The organism is Phenylobacterium sp. (assembly GCF_020402505.1).
Classification (GTDB): Bacteria; Pseudomonadota; Alphaproteobacteria; order Caulobacterales; family Caulobacteraceae; genus Phenylobacterium.
In genome coordinates, this window is record NZ_JADBZL010000144.1 from 13,640 (window position 1) to 30,119 (window position 16,480).

At 66.8% G+C, this 16,480-nt stretch carries 16 protein-coding genes; 6 read left to right on the forward strand and 10 right to left on the reverse strand.

Features of this window, described 5'->3' with window-relative positions:
* Positions 1-40: 40 nt before the first annotated feature.
* The 6 genes from IM632_RS10405 to IM632_RS10430 all read left to right on the forward strand — a co-directional run bounded on the left by IM632_RS10405 (position 41) and on the right by IM632_RS10430 (position 6,010).
* Positions 41-472: a helix-turn-helix domain-containing protein gene (locus IM632_RS10405; protein WP_296484814.1), complete on the forward strand. Its 432-nt coding sequence runs from the start codon at positions 41-43 to the stop codon at positions 470-472.
* The gene (locus IM632_RS10410; RefSeq protein ID WP_296484811.1) at positions 469-1,155 is read left to right on the forward strand and encodes a hypothetical protein; all 687 of its coding nucleotides are present in this window, start codon (positions 469-471) and stop codon (positions 1,153-1,155) included. The genes IM632_RS10405 and IM632_RS10410 overlap by 4 nt, the downstream gene beginning before the upstream one ends.
* A gap of 126 nt (positions 1,156-1,281) precedes the next feature.
* Positions 1,282-2,070, forward strand: a complete 789-nt coding sequence (locus tag IM632_RS10415; protein WP_296484808.1) for an SDR family NAD(P)-dependent oxidoreductase — start codon at positions 1,282-1,284, stop codon at positions 2,068-2,070.
* A gap of 59 nt (positions 2,071-2,129) precedes the next feature.
* Positions 2,130-2,741: a 2-hydroxychromene-2-carboxylate isomerase gene (locus IM632_RS10420; RefSeq protein WP_296484805.1), complete on the forward strand. Its 612-nt coding sequence runs from the start codon at positions 2,130-2,132 to the stop codon at positions 2,739-2,741.
* A 291-nt stretch (positions 2,742-3,032) separates the two neighbouring features.
* On the forward strand, positions 3,033-4,547 hold the full coding sequence (locus tag IM632_RS10425) for an MFS transporter (protein WP_296484803.1): 1,515 nt from the start codon (positions 3,033-3,035) through the stop codon (positions 4,545-4,547).
* Positions 4,548-4,600: 53 nt separating this feature from the next.
* Positions 4,601-6,010 (forward strand): alkaline phosphatase PhoX, encoded by a 1,410-nt coding sequence (locus tag IM632_RS10430; protein WP_296484800.1) that lies wholly within the window; start codon positions 4,601-4,603, stop codon positions 6,008-6,010.
* A gap of 33 nt (positions 6,011-6,043) precedes the next feature.
* On the opposite strand, the gene IM632_RS10435 is transcribed toward IM632_RS10430, so the two are convergent.
* From IM632_RS10435 to katG, 10 genes are all read right to left on the reverse strand, one after another.
* Positions 6,044-7,075 carry a zinc-binding dehydrogenase gene (locus IM632_RS10435; protein ID WP_296497565.1) on the reverse strand — a complete coding sequence of 344 codons (1,032 nt, stop codon included), beginning with the start codon at positions 7,073-7,075 and terminating at the stop codon, positions 6,044-6,046.
* A 22-nt stretch (positions 7,076-7,097) separates the two neighbouring features.
* Positions 7,098-8,165: a transketolase C-terminal domain-containing protein gene (locus IM632_RS10440; protein ID WP_296484795.1), complete on the reverse strand. Its 1,068-nt coding sequence runs from the start codon at positions 8,163-8,165 to the stop codon at positions 7,098-7,100.
* Positions 8,141-9,139, reverse strand: coding sequence for a thiamine pyrophosphate-dependent dehydrogenase E1 component subunit alpha (locus IM632_RS10445; protein WP_296484792.1), 999 nt, complete (start codon positions 9,137-9,139; stop codon positions 8,141-8,143). The genes IM632_RS10440 and IM632_RS10445 overlap by 25 nt, the downstream gene beginning before the upstream one ends.
* Positions 9,124-9,783, reverse strand: coding sequence for a class I SAM-dependent methyltransferase (locus IM632_RS10450; RefSeq protein ID WP_293518327.1), 660 nt, complete (start codon positions 9,781-9,783; stop codon positions 9,124-9,126). Before IM632_RS10450 ends, IM632_RS10445 begins: the two co-directional genes overlap by 16 nt.
* 8 nt (positions 9,784-9,791) lie before the next feature.
* Positions 9,792-10,784, reverse strand: a complete 993-nt coding sequence (locus tag IM632_RS10455) for a GDP-mannose 4,6-dehydratase (RefSeq protein WP_296484787.1) — start codon at positions 10,782-10,784, stop codon at positions 9,792-9,794.
* Between the two features lie 9 nt (positions 10,785-10,793).
* The gene (locus tag IM632_RS10460; protein WP_296484784.1) at positions 10,794-11,372 is read right to left on the reverse strand and encodes an SIS domain-containing protein; all 579 of its coding nucleotides are present in this window, start codon (positions 11,370-11,372) and stop codon (positions 10,794-10,796) included.
* Positions 11,369-12,304, reverse strand: coding sequence for an NAD(P)-dependent oxidoreductase (locus IM632_RS10465; RefSeq protein WP_296504070.1), 936 nt, complete (start codon positions 12,302-12,304; stop codon positions 11,369-11,371). The genes IM632_RS10460 and IM632_RS10465 overlap by 4 nt, the downstream gene beginning before the upstream one ends.
* Before the next feature lie 98 nt (positions 12,305-12,402).
* Complete coding sequence (locus IM632_RS10470; RefSeq protein WP_296484777.1) at positions 12,403-13,110, reverse strand: nucleotidyltransferase family protein; 708 nt, start codon at positions 13,108-13,110, stop codon at positions 12,403-12,405.
* Entirely contained in the window at positions 13,107-14,630 is a 1,524-nt protein-coding gene (locus IM632_RS10475) for a PfkB family carbohydrate kinase (protein ID WP_296484774.1), read from the reverse strand. The genes IM632_RS10470 and IM632_RS10475 overlap by 4 nt, the downstream gene beginning before the upstream one ends.
* Positions 14,631-14,780: 150 nt before the next feature.
* Positions 14,781-16,480, reverse strand: a 1,700-nt coding sequence (katG, locus tag IM632_RS10480; RefSeq protein WP_296552309.1) for a catalase/peroxidase HPI, incomplete at its 5' end; no start/stop codon positions are given.

Here is a 16,480-nt window from a genome sequence, read left to right on the forward strand (position 1 = left end):
GGCGATTGACTTGCATAATGCAAGCTAATAGCCTTCCAACATGCCCGTTGGGACCTCGCTTCGTTCAGCCTGCCCGATCAACGCCCTCGTTGAGTCTGTTGGCGACCCCTGGAGCCTCCTGATCCTTCGGGATGTCGTCCTGCGACGGCGCTTCCGATACTCGGAGTTTCAGAGGTCTGACGAAGGCATAGCAACCAACATCCTGGCGGAACGGCTGAAGCGGCTGGTGCGCGATGGCTTCCTGGAAAAGCGTGCGGATCCCGGGGACCGGAGGTCCAGCCTCTTCCTGCCGACGGATCGGACCCTTGACCTGATCCCCCTGTTGTTCGCCGCCATGGCGTGGAGCGCGCGGCATGAACCCACGGCGGAGATCCCCGCAGGGATCCTGGAGGCCTATCGGGCCGACCCTCTCGGAACCACAGCCATGCTCGTCTCCGACATCCGCCAAATTCAGGAAGGTCTGACCGTATGAGCCTCGCTGTTTATGGTCTTGCGGCTGTAATCGTCACGGTCTGCACCCTCTTTTTTCGTCGACGCAGCCGTATTCTGGCCGTCATCATCCCGGTCTGGTTCGTCCTCGCGGTCGTGATCGATCAAACGGGCGTCTTTCCTGTCGCGGGAACCTGGGTGGCCGGCGATCTTCTCCGGTTCGTGATCTTCGGCGCCCTGATGTCCCTCCCGATCATCGGGTACGCAGTGCTGCCGGTGCTGGCCCCGGAGGCAAGGACGGCGCTTTCCGCCGCGCCCCTGTGGGGTCTCGCCGGTCTTCAGATCTACCGCATCGGCGGCGTCGCGTTCTTTTTCGCACTGCAGGACGGACGCATGCCCCCGGTCCTGGCGCTCTCGGCCGGGATCCTGGATGTCGTCGTCGCGGTCTCCGCACTGGGTGTGGCCTACCTCCTCCGGCGCGGGATTGGCCGAAGGCCGGCCATCGCCTGGAACCTGATCGGCCTGACCGACTTCATGATTGCAATCCTGCTGGTCGCAGGCTCCATCCTGGGCCTCCTGACGCTTACCCCGGCCCCGTCCGCCATTGGGCAATCACCGTTCGTCCTGATCTCCCTGTTCCAGCTTCCGCTCGCTGTGATTGTTCACATCGAAATGCTGCGCCGGCTGCTGGGCGTGCGCACGGCCGCAAATGTTCAGGGAGCTTGAGCGCAGGTCGGCTGCAGTGCGGGCGAAGCGCGGCTTGTGGCCGGTCCAATTCCAAACAACACTCGCCGGGTCCGGGGTCACCCGCAACCCTGGCGCCGCCGGCCCATCCCGTTGAAGGACCCGATCATGAACAAGCCCGTCTGCCTCATCCTTGGCGCTGGCGCCGGCATCGGCGGCAACGTCGCCAAGCGCTTCGCCCGGGAAGGCTACCACGCCTGCCTGGCGCGCCGCAGCGACAAGGCCGGGCTGGACAGGCTGGTGGCGGAGATCGAAGCGGAGGGCGGTTCCGCCACCGGGTACATGATCAATGCGGTGGACGAGGGCAGCATCGAGCAACTGGTGACCGACATCGAAACCCAGGTCGGCCCGATCACGGTGGCGGTGTTCAATCTGGGCGCCCAGATCGGCGACCGGGGCCTGGCGAGCACCTCGCTCAAGGCCTTCGAGATGGGCTGGCGAATGGCCACACTCGGCCTCTTCCGCCTGGCGAAGGTGCTGTTCCCCTACATGGAAGAGCGCGGTTCGGGGGTGCTGCTGGTGACCTCGGCCACCTCGGCGATGCGCGGCAACGCCGGCCAGCATTCCCATGCTGCGGCCATCGGCGGACGGCGCATGCTGTGCCAGTCGCTCAATGCGCAATACGCGAGCAAGGGCATCCACGTGGCCCACATCGTTGTCGACGGCGCCGTGGATGCGCCGGACACGCTGGGCAAGCTGCTTGGCCCCGAGCGCTTCCAGGCGCTGAGGGAGACCAAGGGTCTGGAGCACGATGGACTGATCCTGCCCGCCGAAGTGGCCAACACCTACTTCCATCTGGCGCACCAGCATCGTTCAGCCTGGACCTTCGAACTGGACCTGCGGGCCTTTTCGGACCTGGCCTGGTGGAACCACGCCGGCAGCCCCGACCTGAAGTAGGGGGTCCGACCGCAGGCCGACGTTGATCGACGCCCAATGCACGCCAACAGGAGAGTGACGTGAGCAAGACCCTTGAACTGATCTTTGATTTCGTCAGCCCGAACGCCTACCTCGTCTGGGGGCCCCTGCGCGAACTCGCCGAGCGGCAGGGGGCAAGCCTCAAGATCACGCCAGTCTTCCTGGGCGGGATGCATAAGCTGACGGGAAACGCCCCGCCCTTCATCCGGGACGCCGAGGTCAAGGGCAAGAACGCCTATGCCTCGCTGGAGATGCAGCGCTTCATCAAGAAGCACGGCCTCACGCGGTTCCGGATGAACCCGAAGTTCCCCTTCAACCCCGTAAACCTGCTCCGGATGCTGGTGTCTCTGGAGGGCGAAGACCGGATCCGGTTCATCGAGGCGCTGAATCCCGCCATCTGGGAACAGGAACTGGATGTTGCCGACGCCGGAGCGGTCGCAGCCGTGTTGGCTAAGGCGGGCTTTGACGCCGAGGCCCTGGCCGCCCGGGCCCAGGATCCAGCGGTCAAGCAGGCCCTGATCGACAATACGGAACGGGCGGTCGAGCGCGGGACCTTCGGCATTCCCACCTTCTTCGTCGGCGACGAGATGTTCTTCGGCAAGGAACGTCTCGGACAGATCGAGGAAATGCTGGCGGACAGCAGCCCGGATTGAGACGCTCTCTGATCTGTACGAAGGCCTGGGCCAGTCTCCCAGCCCGTGTTCGCGCCAGCTGCATCAGTCGCGCAACGCTCCTGACCGAGGATTTTGGACCAGAAACCGCCTTCGGGCGCCAGTTCCGGTTAGAGCCGTTGGAAACAACGTCAAATGGCGCTTGGGCTCGTCCGATTCCCTGTCATGATGCGCCCGCCGCATGCCTGACATCCCGGAGACCCGGGACTGCGGCCCCCGTTCGCGGCCAGCGCGCCGCGGGGCCGGGTGTAGACCCCTTGAATGGAGCCTGCATTGTCGACCAATCTCACCCAAGCAAAGCCCGCCAGCCCAGCGCCCGGTACGCCCGGACAGCCTCTCACTCCAGGCCAGGTGCGCTACGCCCTCTGGCTCCTGCTCATCATCTACACGCTGAACTTCCTTGATCGCCAGATCGTCAACATTCTGGCCGGCCCCATCAAGGCGGAGTTCAATCTCTCCAATACGCAGATGGGCCTTCTGACGGGCCTCGCCTTCGCCTTTGTCTATACGGTCCTCGGCATCCCGATTGCGCGCTACGCGGACCGTTTTTCCTCCAATCGCGTCGGCATCATCGCCGGAGCTCTCGTCCTGTGGTCGCTGTTCACCGCCCTGTGCGGCCTGGCTCAGAATTATGTCCAGCTTCTCCTTGCGCGGATCGGCGTCGGTATCGGCGAGGCGGGCTGTACGCCGCCCGCCCACTCTCTGATCTCTGATACGGCCCCGCCCGAGAAGCGCGCCTCCGCCCTGGCCTTCTACTCCATGGGCGTGCCCATCGGCACCTTCTTCGCCTTCGCCTTCGGCGGCTGGATCGCCCAGGCCCTCGACTGGCGCTGGGCCTTCCTGCTGGTCGGCCTGCCCGGAATACTGCTGGCGGTCGTGGCCTGGTTCACAATCAAGGAGCCTCGCAGGCTGGGCCTCGTGGCGCCGCCGAAGGCCGATGCGCCGGCCATGAGCTTCGGCGAGGCCCTGAAGGCGCTCGCGTCCATCCGTTCCTATTGGTACGCCAGCTTTGGGGCCGCCGTGCTCGCCTTTATTGGATACGGCCAGATCGCTTTCCTCGGGATTTTCTATGGCGAGGTCCACACCACGCCGCTCGCCCAGATCGGCCTCGCCCTCGCCGTCGTGATCGGCATCGGGGGCGCGATCGGGACCTATGCCGGGGGGCAGATCGCCGATGCCGCGGCCAAGAAGGACACCCGGGCCTACTTCAGCGTGCCCGCCATCGCCATGATCGCATCGACCCCACTGTTCTTCGCCGCGATGATGCTGCCGAGCGGCCCGCCGGGACTTTCGGGCGGCCTCGCCGACCCGACGCTTTGGTCGCTGGCCCTTCTGATCGTGCCGATCTTCCTCAACTCTCTTTGGTATGGGCCGGTCTACGCCTCGATCCAAGGTGTAGTCGGACCGGAACTTCGCGCCTCGGCGGTCGCCATCATGCTCTTCATTGTCAACATGATCGGCCTCGGCTTCGGCCCCACCCTGCTCGGCATGCTCGCCGATGGGCTCAGCAATTGGCGACTCGCAGACCTCATCGCCGTCGGCAAGGACTTCAACTCGGCCTGCCTTCCGCTCTTCGCTGACAATCGCCTGATCGCCGCAGGCCAGGTTGGGCAGGGTCTCGCCGCCGCCAATCCGGACCTCGCCGCCGCCTGCAGCATCGCCCGCGACGACGGACTGCGCTGGGGCCTGATCGTGAGCGGGCTCATCGGCCTTGTCGCCGTCGCCCTCTTTTGGCTCGGTCGGGGTTCCATCCGAGAAGACCTCGCTCGGGCGAACGCCGCGGCCTGAGGGGTGGGGGCCGGCGTCATGAATCCGTCTGCGTTCTCTGGTAGATTAACGTCATGAAGCTCACAGCCCCCACTTCCGCCCTTCCCTCCCGGCGCGCCCTGGTCCTTACGGCCACCGCCCTTGCCTTCTCCGGCCTGGGGGCCCGCGCCGCTCAGGCGGCCGACGGTGCTGACATCATCGACCAGGTCCGGGGATACGGGCCTCTGAAGCGCGATCCTCTAGGCGTGCTGGACCTGCCCGAGGGCTTCTCCTACCGGGTGCTGTCGTCGGCGGGCGAGACCATGGACGATGGGTTCATCACGCCCGACCACTTCGATGGAATGGGGTGCCTGCCCCTGCCCGACGGTCGGCTGGCCCTCATGCGCAACCATGAGCTGGATCCTGACGAGACCCGGCTTGGCCCATCGGGAGGCCGGCCAGAGCTGGAGACCCGGCTCGCGGACCTGCCCGCCTTCGACCGCCGGCCTGACGGGCGCGTCCTGCCAGGCGGGGTGACCGCCCTGGTGGTCGATCCGGCCACTGGCCAGCGAGAAGGCCAGTTCTTGGCCCTGGCCGGGACCGCAGTGAACTGCGCCGGCGGCGCCACCCCCTGGGGCAGCTGGCTGACCTGCGAGGAGACAATGGTCTCTGCCCCGAAAACCGGCGCGAGCCACGGCTGGATCTTCGAGGTCCCGGCGAGCGCAACCGGGCCGGTCGCGCCGGTCCCTCTGGTCGCCATGGGCCGCTTCCGGCACGAGGCGGCGGCGGTCGATCCGGGGTCGGGGACGGTCTACCTGACAGAGGACCGGGATGACGGTCTTCTCTATCGCTTCCTGCCAAGATCGCCCGGCCGGCTTGTCGAAGGCGGGAGGCTGCAAGCCCTCGCCTTCGAGGCCGGTGGGACGGACAGCCGCAACTGGCGCCGGGCCGACATGGCCGTCGGCGAGATCCGGACAGTGCGATGGATCGACCTCGACGAGGTCGAGAGCCCCAAGGACGACCTGCGCCAGCGGGGCCACGCGGCGGGGGGTGTCCTGTTCGCCCGGGGCGAGGGTGTCCACCTGGCAACGAGGCCGGATGGCGGCTGCGACGTGTTTTTCACCTGCACCTCCGGAGGCGAACGGCGGCTAGGACAGATCTTCCGGCTGACCTCGCAGCCCGGGGCGGGCGCGGATCGGCTGGACCTCTTCGTGGAGTCCCGGGACACCCGCGTCCTGGACTACGCAGATAACATCACCGTCGCCCCATGGGGCGGCCTCGTGGTCTGCGAGGACCGCATCAGTCTGAGCCCGAACCATCTCAAGGTGGTGACGCCCGAGGGGCGCATCTGCGCCCTCGCGCGTTTGCGGATACGCACCGAACTGGCCGGGGCCTGCTTCTCGCCTGACGGACGCTTCCTGTTTGTGAACGCCTACTCACCAGGGAGAACCTTCGCCATCGAGGGGCCCTGGAAGGCGTTCAGCGAGACGCGCGCGACGGCATGATCGTCGGTCGTTGGCGGGCGAACCAGGGTCGGATCAGAGGCGGATCAGTGGTCTGAAGGCGGAGCCAGCGGCGAGGGAGTCTATGGCCTGGTTGATCTCCTCCAGCTCGTACCGGTCGCGCAGGAGGCGCTCGAGGGGGAGCTTTCCGTCCAGGTACATTCGGGCGAAGAGGGGCACGTCCCGGTCCGGTACCGAGGCGCCCCCCCAGGTGCCTTTGAGCCCCTTGCCTGAGATCAGGTCATGCGGGTCGAGAGAGACCTTCTGACCGGCCGGCGGGTGGGAAGCGAAGACGCACTGGCCGCCGAACTTGCGGGTGCTGTCGAAGGCCTGCTCGATGGTCTGCACCCGCCCGGCCGCCTCCACGGCGCAGTCCACTCCCCGTCCCGACGTGAGGGATCGGATCGCAGCGACGGGATCCTCCCGGCTGGCGTCGATCACATGGGTGGCGCCGCAGTCGAGGGCGGCCTGAAGCTTGGCGGGGGCGATATCGACGGCAATGATAGGGTCGCAGCCAGCGGCCGCCAGGGCCATCAGGGCGGTCAGGCCGATGCCGCCGAGGCCGAAGACGGCGGCGCTGGCGCCCGGCGCGGGCTTCAGCTCATTGGTGACGATCCCGGCCCCGGTGGGCGCCGCGCAGCCCAGCAACACGCCAATCTCGTCGGGCACTCCGTCCGGCAGGGGCTGGCAACGGTTCTCTGCGACCAGGGCGTGTGTGTTGAAGGTGGTGACCGCGCCGGCGTTGAGGTCGAGGTCGCGCCAGCGGTAGCGGACGGGATCGGCGTCCAGACCCTGTCCCTTGATCCAGCCCAGGACCACCCGATCCCCAGGGACGACCCGAGTGACCCCCTCGCCCACCGCCAGGACGCGCCCGACCCCCTCATGGCCCAGGAGGTGGGGAAGGTAGGGGTCCGGCCCGCGGCCGCCGCGGACCTCCATCACCTGGCTGTGGCACACTCCGGCGTGGGACAGGGCGACGAAGACCTGCCCGCGGCCCGGTGGCGGCGCCTCGACCGCGTCGAGGATCCGGAGGGGTGCGCCGGTCTGGAAGAGGACCGCAGCCTTCATTTCCGCTGTCCCGCCCATGGTTTCAGAACGGTCCCTGGAAGTCGTTGCCGGGCACGTCGTGGGGGTGGGCGCGCCTGGACAGGGAGGCGGACTCCAGGGGGCGGCCCAGCAGGTCCCCGATCGCGGCGGCGATGTGCTCGGCCCGAACGTGGTAGCCCTGAGTCAGGGCGGGGCTTGTGGATTCCGGTGCATCCGGCATGGCGAGGCGCCGCGGCGGTCCGCGCAGGGTCTCCCAGCAGCGGCTCGTGACGCGGGCGATGATCTCGCCGGCCACGCCGCCGGTCTCATGGCCCGGGTCCAGAACCAGGAGCCGGCCGGTCTTGCGCACAGAGGTCTCGATGGCGTCCCAGTCCAGGGGCCGGATCGTGCGGAGGTCGATGAGGTCGCAGGCGGCGCCCTGGGCGGCGACATGGTCGACCGCCTGAAGGGCCTCGAGGCTCAGGATCGAGCTGGCGACGACGGTCACGTCCCCGCCTTGCCTCAGAAGGTGAGCCTTGCCGATAGGGATCCGATGGTCGCCCGCCGGCGTCTCGCCCTTGGCGCCGTGCAGCCACCTGTGCTCAAGGAAGATGACCGGATCCTCCCCGAAGATGGCGGACAGGAGCAGGCCCTTGGCGTCCGCCGGCGTGGCGGGGCTGACGACGCACAGGCCCGGAATGTGGGCGAACAGAGCCTGTAGATTCTGGGAGTGGGTGGGCCCCTGCCCCCATCCCCGGCCCAGGATCATACGGATGGTCAGGGGAACGGCGCGCCGGCCGCCGAACATGAAGCGCCACTTGGCGGCGTTGTTGATGATCTGATCGAGGGACAGGAGGGCGAAGTCGAGCCTCTGGTGGGTCAGGACCGGTCGCAGACCACCCAGGGCGGCGCCGATCCCGACGCCGGTCATGGCGTTCTCCGCCGTCGGCATATCGAACACACGGTCTGCGCCGAATTGTTCCTGCAGGCCAAGTGTCGTGCCGAAAACGCCCTTGGGATCGGGCGTGCCGAGGCCATAGACGATGACGGCGGGATCCTGTTCCAGGGCCACCTCCAGGGCGTCGCGTACAGCCTGAGCGAAGGTCATCAGGGGAATGGCGTGATCTCCCATGACGAAACGTCGGCATAGGCCAAGGCCGGGTCCGGAAACGGCGAGACCTCGGCGAAGGCGAAGGCCGCCTCGATTTCGGCCTGGATCTCTGCCTGTGTGGTGGCCAGCCAGGCGGGGTCTAGGGCGCCCTCGGAGCGGAGTTCCTCCGTCAACCTGGGTATGGGATCCCGGGCCTTCCAGGCCAGATACTCCGCCTCGGTCCGGTAACCGAGGTCGTTGTCGAACAGAGGTCCGCAGTGTTCGCGCCACCTGTAGGTGGCCAGTTCCACGAAGTGCGGTCCGGCGCCGGTCCGAACCCGGTCCGCAGCGGACTTCAGGAGGCCATAGGCGGCCCGGGGGTCGTTCCCGTCCCCCGAGGACGCCTGAAGACCCAGGGCGCCGGCGACGTCGGCGAGGGCCCGACCGGCCGGCTGACGCACCTCCAGAGGGGAGTAGACCGAGTAGAGGTTGTTTTCACAGACGAAGAGGACCGGCAGCTTGCGCACGGCGGCGAACCCGGCGGCCTCATAGAAGACGCCCGTCTCCAGCACTGCGTCGCCGATGAAGATACAGACGAGACCCGGCCTGCGGGCGACGGACAGCGAGAGGGCCAGGCCAACGCCGACCGGCACGGTGCCCCCGACGATGGCCGTCGAGCCCATGAAGCCTACCGCCTCGTCGACGAGGTGCATGGATCCGCCGTTGCCCCGCGAGCAGCCCGTGGCCTTCCCGTAGATTTCGGCGATCATCGCCGGCAGGTCGCCGCCCTTAGCGAGGTAATGGGCGTGCGCCCTGTGACCGCTGACGGCGAGATCCTGGCGGCCGAGGACCGCGCCGATAGCCGCGGCGGGTCCCTCCTGGCCGATCGACAGGTGGGTGGGGCAGCGCATCTTCTGCTCGGCGTAGCGGTCGGCGATCGCCTCCTCAACCGCTCGGATGCGGATCATGTCGCGCAGGATACGAAGGGCGACGCCGGGGTCTAGGGGATGAACCAATAGTAGTCCCCCGTGTAGCCGGCCCTGGCGAAGAAGGCCTTCCAGTCCTCGGCATGCTTGATGGTCAGGGCGGTGAGGTTCCACGCCTCCATGCGCCGCCGCTGCTCCTCGTCGAAATAGGCGTCGACGGTCACGAAGGCGCCCCTGCGGGCGACCCGCTCGATCTCTGCGAGCGCCCGGGCGCAGTCCGCCTCGGCGAGGTTGTGGATGGTGTTGACCGAGATCACCACGTCGAAGGATTTGTCCGGGAAGGGCAGGCTGTCGGCGCTGGCGACCTGGACGTGGTCGCGCATGTCTTCGATGGCGTTCTCGATGGCGTAGGCTGAGACGTCCACGCCCCTGACCTCAATACCGGGGATCAGCGCGGCCATGTCGTGCATCATGAACCCCTTGGCGCAGCCCACGTCGAGCACGCGGTCGCCGGCCTTCAGGCCGAAGTGGGACTGGAAGGTCGGGATGACCGGGGTCCAGAAGCGAGGGTTGTAGGAGAAGCCGCCGTACCCGTGCGCGCGGTCGCCGTCGAAGAAGTCCTTGCCGAACTGGCGAGCGAGCGCCCGGTCCGCCTCGGTCTTGGTCTGGCCGCGCTCATCGACGTTGCGCCGGGTGCGCGGGTAGTTCGCAAGGAGATCGATTTCCTGGCCCATGCGCTCGCTCACGGCTTGTGGATGTAGGACTGGGGAAGACGCCTGAGGTCGTCGAGGTTGGCGTCCACCCAGGACAGGGTCTCGTCGATTCCGGTGTCCAGGGACAGGACGTCCGACCAGCCGAGCTCGCCACGGATCTTGCGGCTATCGAGGGTGTAAAATGCGTCCTTGCCGACACGCTCTTCCGCCACGTCCGCCACGGACTCCAGGGTCACGCCCATCCGGGCGCAGATCGTCTCCACCAGTGCGCGGATGGTGATCTGGTCCTGGGTGGCGATGTGATAGGTCTCCCCGAGGCGACCATGAAGGGCGACCCTGAGCGTGGCGTCACAGACATCCCGGATGTGGATGAAGGAGCGCTGGGAGGCGCCTCCGCCATGCAGCTTCAGCCTCTCCCCGGTGCGGATGCAGAAGAGTGTGCGGGGGATGATCCGGTAGAGGGGCTGGCCCGGGCCATAGACGTTGGCCGCCCGGGTCGTGACCACGGGAAAGCCATAGGCCGCATGGTAGGTGCGCAGACTCATGTCGGCGGCGGCGCGGGAGACGGCGTAGGGCGTGCTGGGATTGAAGGGCGCATTCTCCGTCACCGAGCCCGAGGTGCTGCCGTAGACTTCGGGGGTGGAGACGTGAACGTAGCGCTCCAGGAACGGCATGGTCCTCAGCGCCTCGTGCAGCCGGATGGTCGAGACGACGTTGGTCATGAACCAGTGATCGGGGTTGGCCCAGCTTTCCGCCACCATGCTCTGTGCGGCGAAGTTCACCACCCGCGGCGGCTTCAGCGTGTTGAGGAGCTCGCAGATCTCCGGCAGCTGGGTATTCAGGTCGAGCTGGTGGAACGCCACGCCCTTGCGGTCCGGTCTCCAGAGATAGGGCGTCAGGGCCGGATGTCCTTCCGGCGACCGACTGACCGCCACCACCGAGTAGCCCTGCTCCAGCAAGAAGGCGGTGAAGCTGGCGCCGGAGAAGGAGTTGCTGCCGAGGACGAGGAAATCAGGTTTCAACTGGGCCGCTCACGGGTGCTTCGCCGTCTCGGCCATCAGCCACTGCATGACCATGTGCCCCACGACCAGTTGCAGGTCCTCGGAGATCTGCATGTCGTCGACCGGGAAGTGGATGGGAACATCGACCAGGGTCCGGGCCTTGCCGCCGGAATAACCGAGGACCGCAAAGGTCTTCATCCCAAGGGCGCGACCCGCCTCGATGGCCTTCAAGATGTTCGGGGAGTTCCCGCTTCCCGACAGGGCCAGGAGGATGTCCCCGGGTTGGCCGAAGGTCTGGAGCTGGAGGGCGAAGACCTCGGAGTAGTCGGTGTCGTTAGCCAGGCAGGTCAGGACCGCAGCGTTTGCAGACAGGGCGTGTGCGCGAACTCCGGGCCCCCTGCCCTGCACGGCGCCGTAGATTAGGTCGTTCACGAGGTGGATGGCGTTCCCCGCGCTGCCCCCATTGCCGCACAGATAAACGCAGCGTCCGGCCCGCCAGGCCTCAAGCATGGCCTCAGCGAGGGTTCCCACAGGCGCAAGGTCCGCCGCCGCGAGGGTCGCCTGTAGCCGGGTTGCGTAGTCCCGGAAAAAGACCTGGCTTCCGGTCACGCCATCATCCTCTGCATCCATTTCAGATTGTGCCAGCGGTCGATGTCCTTCAGGTCTCCGCGCTGGTAGGCCACCACGATCTCGCGGATGGCGTCGTCTACAGTCTTGCGCGGCGAAAACCCGGCCTGCCGGAGTTTATCCGAGTTCTGACGATAGGACCGGGGATCATTCGAGGGAGTGACGACGATCTCCGCCGGGATGCTGCGGGCGACGCGCTCGGCGATTTCGCGGATGGAGATGTTCTCGAACCCGGCGTTGAAGACGCCGGTGATCCCGGGGCGTTCCAGCAGGAAGATGTAGAGGTCCGTGATGTCGTCGATATGGATGTTCGGGCGAACCTGGTCCCCGCCGAACACCGTGATCCGGCCATTGGTCAGGGCCTGCATGGTGAGCATGTTCACAGAGACGTCGAGCCGCATCCGGGGGCTCACGCCGCAGACCGTGGCCGGCCTCACGATCTGCACCGCCATCTGGTCGGCGTAGCTGAGCAGGACCCGCTCGGCGACCATCTTGGTCTTGTTGTACTCCGTCAGGGGCTCGGGCTCGAGGTCCTCGGTGACCTCGGGCTCGTCCTTCACGCCATAAACGCTTCCGGAGGAGGCGTAGATGAACTGGCGGACGCCCTTGCGGACCGCCTGATCTGCCAGACGCATGGTGGCCAGGGCGCTGATCTCCCAGGTCAGACGGGGATCGAGGTCACCGCAAGGGTCGTTGGCCACAGAGGCCAGGTGAATGATGGCGTCAACATCCTCCAGGGGGACGGCGTGAACATCCCGGACGTCGCCTGCGATCACGGTCAGGCGGTCGTGCGTCGGAAGTTCATTGCCGAACCACTGGATATCGAAGGCCGTCACCCTGTGCCCGGCGGCCAGCAGCTTCGGCACCAGGACAGAACCTTTGTAGCCACACCCACCAGTCACCAGGAGATTCATGTGCGTCCATCTCAGGGTCGACAAATCCAGAAGCGATCATGGAGTGATTCCCGCATCGCCATCGCATCTGGCTTCAAAGGGTGAAGGCCACATCGCCATCAGGGGGGAGCCGGAAACCGCGCCTCGGCTTCCGCCAGCGCCTTGGGGCTACCGATATCCTTGAAGAATCCCGTATGCACCCGGGCCTGGATCCTTGGGACGAGGAAGGGGATCACTTCGGTCGAAAGGTCGATTACTGATCGCCCGAGCGATCCGAGATAATCCAGGACCTCAGGAGAGACGACGTAAACAGCGCCGTTCGCGAGGTTCCCGGGGGGATCGGCGACCTTCTCATGGAAACCCATCACGCGGTCGTTCGGGTCGAGCTCGAGGATCCCGCAATCCTGCGGTCGGTCAGTCCGAAAGGCCAGGAGGGTCATGAGGATGTCGCTGTCCGCCGCATGGTGAGCAGCGACGAGGTCGCCGATGTGCGCGTCCGTCAAGTTGTCGGCGTGCAACACCAGGAAGGGAGACCTTCCCAGCCATTCGCGACTCGCCAGGACGGTGCCGCCGGTGCCCAGCAAGGTCTCCTCATGGACCAGTTCGATACGGTCCCTCCAGGGGCTCTGCGCCACATGCGCCCTGACCCGGTCCGCAAGATAATGCGTGTTGATGCGGACTTCGTCGACGATCCCCTGTCCCAACAGGTGCTCCAGCCAGTAGTCGAGAAGCGGCCGCCCACGGATGGGAACCAGGCACTTGGGGACTGTCTGCGTGAGGGGACGAAGACGCGTCCCCAGTCCGGCCGCCAGCAGGACAGCCTTCACGGCCGGGACTCGTGCATCCTGACGAGAGGCTGGGAGACTTCACGAAGCAGCTCCGCCGCCGGCATTGGCGTGTTCCCGACATGTGACACCTGCCAGGCGGCAGCAAGGGATCCGAGGTAGGCCGCCTGCCAGATGTCTGCGCCGACCCGCAGGGCCATGGCGGTGCAGGTAAAGAAACTGTCACCCGCTCCCGCAACGTCCCGCGGCGAGCGGTTGAAGGCCGGCAAACGGTCTGTGTGGTGGGCTACGCCAGACGGCGAGAAGATCAGCAAACCCTCTCCCCCGAGGGTGACCACCACATTCTCAGCGTCCGCCGCACGTTGCAGGCGATCGGCGATCATGATCAGGCCGGCCTCTTCATCCCTCAGCGCCAGGCGGGCCTCATGCTCGGTCGGCGTGATCAGGGACATCCCCCGGAACCGGGACACGTCAGACATCTGTGATGAGGCCTGGCTGTCGGCGGCCATCAGAATACCCAGATCCCGCGCTCGGGCGGAGAGATGGTCCACCACAGGCTGTGGCAGACACCCGTAATTGAAGTCAGAGAACAGGAGGAGGTCTGCAGTCTCGAGGGCGGCGTCCCCAATGGTGTTCAGGCGTGCCTGGAGGTCCGGGTTGATGGACCCCTGGCGCAGGTGATTGACGCGCAGAAGGGTCTTGCCGGACGCCCGGTACCGCTGTTTCAGGGTGGTGGGACGGGTGGTGTCGGTGAGGAGGTTGAGCGCCACCCCGCGCGCCGAAAGTTCATCCTGGGCGAAGCGCGCCGCTTCATCCTGACCGGCCACGCTGATGAAGGTCACCGAGGCGCCGAGCGCCTTGGCGTGCGCGGCAACGACCCCGGCGCCTCCCACAAACCGTCGGCTTTCCACAGGCGTCACGACAAGCGTCGGATCCTCCCGCGACATTCCGAGGGGATCACAGTTGATGTACTCATCAATGATCAGGTCGCCTATGGCGACGACACTGAGGTCTCGGAAAGCCTCGATGATCTCCACCAGATCGGTAATCCGGAAGCGGTTCCGCTCCAGGAAATCGATGGGCTTGGCGATCTCCGAGGTCGTCCCCCGCCCAAGATCTGGCGACATCAACTCGGACGAATAGAGGCGAGCCTCGCCGGAACTGAAGATCAGTTTGCCGCCATAGGACGAAACGATCTCCTGCTCGATGTTGTAGACGTCCTGGTACTCCCGGCCCTTGACCACGGTCTCCGGTTGTAACCGTCGGATGAAGGTCTCGGCGGGTTCGTCCAAGGCGACCACCTCGTGGACCGCACCGATCGCCTTGACGTCCCGAATCCGGGTCGCCTGCCGGATAGTCGCTCCTTCCTGTCCATCGGGTAAGACGCCGACCACCAATCGACCGCCAAGACTGGAGGCAAAGCGAAGCAGCCGCAGGTGACCGGTGTGAAGGACATTGAAGTTTCCGGAAACGAAGACAATGGCCGCGCCTTTGGCGCGCAGGCGAACCTCGCGGGCCAGCAAATCCATCTGCGCATCGTCGTCCGGAACGGTAATCTGCACGACGCCAACACCCTCAGGTCCCTGGCCGGCGACCAAACCGGCCAATGATCCGCCATGGCGGAATCGCAATAAGGGCGCAAAGGCTAGACGTGTTCGCCGGTTCGGAACAGGCCGCCCGCGACGGTCTATCGCGGGCGGCCTGGCCGGTGGTCAGCCAGCGCTGGCCAAGTCGAACCGATCCAGCTCCATCACCTTCGTCCAGGCCTTGACGAAGTCGGCCGTGAACTTCCCTGCAGCGTCGTCCTGGGCGTAGACCTCGGCCAGGGCGCGCAGCTCGGAGTTCGAAGCAAAGACTAGGTCGGCGCGGGTCGCCGTGCGCACGACCTTGCCGGTCGAACGGTCGCGGCCCTCAAAGAGGTCCTCGCCCGCCGGGGTCCAGGCGACATCCATGTCCAGCACGCGGACGAAGAAGTCGTTGGACAGGACGCCGACGCGATCCGTGAAGACTCCATTCGCGGACCCGCCATGGTTGGCCCCGAGGACCCGGAGGCCGCCGACCAGGGCGGTCATTTCCGGGGCGGTGAGGGTCAGAAGCTGGGCCTTGTCGACCAGCAGCTCCTCGCCGGGCGCCGTCACGCCGGCGCCGCGGTAGTTGCGGAAGCCATCGGCGCGGGGTTCCAGGACGGCGAAGGAGTCGGCGTCGGTCTGCTCGGCGGTGGCGTCGGTCCGGCCCGGGGTGAAGGGCACGGTGATGGACTGGCCGGCGGCCTTCGCTGCGGCCTCGACAGCCGCGGAGCCGGCGAGGACAATCAGGTCGGCCAGGGAGATCTTCTTGCCGCCCTTCTGGGCGCCGTTGAAGCGGGCGCGGACGCCCTCCAGGGCGGCAAGCACCCTCGCCAGCTGAGCCGGCTGGTTGGCTTCCCAGTCCTTCTGCGGGGCGAGGCGGATGCGGGCGCCGTTGGCGCCGCCCCGCTTGTCCGACCCGCGGAAGGTCGAGGCCGAGGCCCAGGCGGTGCTGACCAGTTCGGAGACGCCCAGGCCGGAGGCCAGGACGTCGGCCTTCAGGGCCGCGATGTCGGCGGCGTCCACCAGGGGATGGTCGACGGCCGGCACGGGATCCTGCCAGATAAGCACTTCCGCCGGAACTTCCGGGCCGAGATAACGGGCGCGCGGGCCCATGTCGCGGTGGGTCAGCTTGAACCAGGCGCGGGCGAAGGCGTCGGCGAAGGCCCGCGGGTCCTTGTGGAACCTGCGGGAAATCGGCTCATAGATGGGATCGAACCGCAGGGAGAGGTCCGCGGTCGTCATCATCGGGGCATGCTTGACCGACGGATCGTGAGCGTCCGGGATCATGTGCTCGGGGCGTACGTCCTTTGCCCGCCACTGCCAGGCGCCGGCGGGGCTCTTCACGAGCTCCCACTCATAGCCGAACAGCATGTCGAAGTAACCGTTGTCCCACTTGGTGGGGTTGGGCTTCCAGGCGCCCTCGATGCCGCTGGTGATGGCGTCGCCGCCCTTGCCGGAGCCGTGGGTGCTGAGCCAACCGAAGCCGGCGGCTTCCATGGGCGCGCCCTCGGGCTCGGGGCCCACGTGGGAGTCGGGGCCGGCGCCGTGGGCCTTGCCGAAGGTGTGTCCCCCGGCCACCAGGGCGACGGTCTCCTCGTCGTTCATGGCCATTCGGGCGAAGGTCTCCCGCACATCGCGCCCGGAGGCGACGGGGTCAGGATTGCCGTTGGGGCCCTGCGGGTTGACGTAGATCAGGCCCATCTGGACCGCCCCCAGGGGCTGGGCCAGCTCACGGTCGCCAGAATAGCGGTTGTCGCCCAGCCACTCGGCCTCCGGGCCCCAGTTGATGTCCTCCTCGGGCTCCCAGATGTCGGCCCGGCCGCCGGCGAAGCCGAAGGTCTTGA

What these genes read in the sequence shown, in the direction of transcription:
- IM632_RS10415 (WP_296484808.1), top strand. Translation starts at nt 1,282, where the DNA reads ATGAACAAGCCCGTCTGCCTCATCCTTGGCGCTGGCGCCGGCATCGGC.
- IM632_RS10410 (WP_296484811.1), top strand. Translation starts at nt 469, where the DNA reads ATGAGCCTCGCTGTTTATGGTCTTGCGGCTGTAATCGTCACGGTCTGC.
- IM632_RS10435 (WP_296497565.1), bottom strand. Translation starts at nt 7,075, where the DNA reads ATGAAGGCTGCGGTCCTCTTCCAGACCGGCGCACCCCTCCGGATCCTC.
- IM632_RS10450 (WP_293518327.1), bottom strand. Translation starts at nt 9,783, where the DNA reads ATGGGCCAGGAAATCGATCTCCTTGCGAACTACCCGCGCACCCGGCGC.
- IM632_RS10405 (WP_296484814.1), top strand. Translation starts at nt 41, where the DNA reads ATGCCCGTTGGGACCTCGCTTCGTTCAGCCTGCCCGATCAACGCCCTC.
- IM632_RS10465 (WP_296504070.1), bottom strand. Translation starts at nt 12,304, where the DNA reads ATGAATCTCCTGGTGACTGGTGGGTGTGGCTACAAAGGTTCTGTCCTG.
- IM632_RS10430 (WP_296484800.1), top strand. Translation starts at nt 4,601, where the DNA reads ATGAAGCTCACAGCCCCCACTTCCGCCCTTCCCTCCCGGCGCGCCCTG.
- IM632_RS10440 (WP_296484795.1), bottom strand. Translation starts at nt 8,165, where the DNA reads ATGGGAGATCACGCCATTCCCCTGATGACCTTCGCTCAGGCTGTACGC.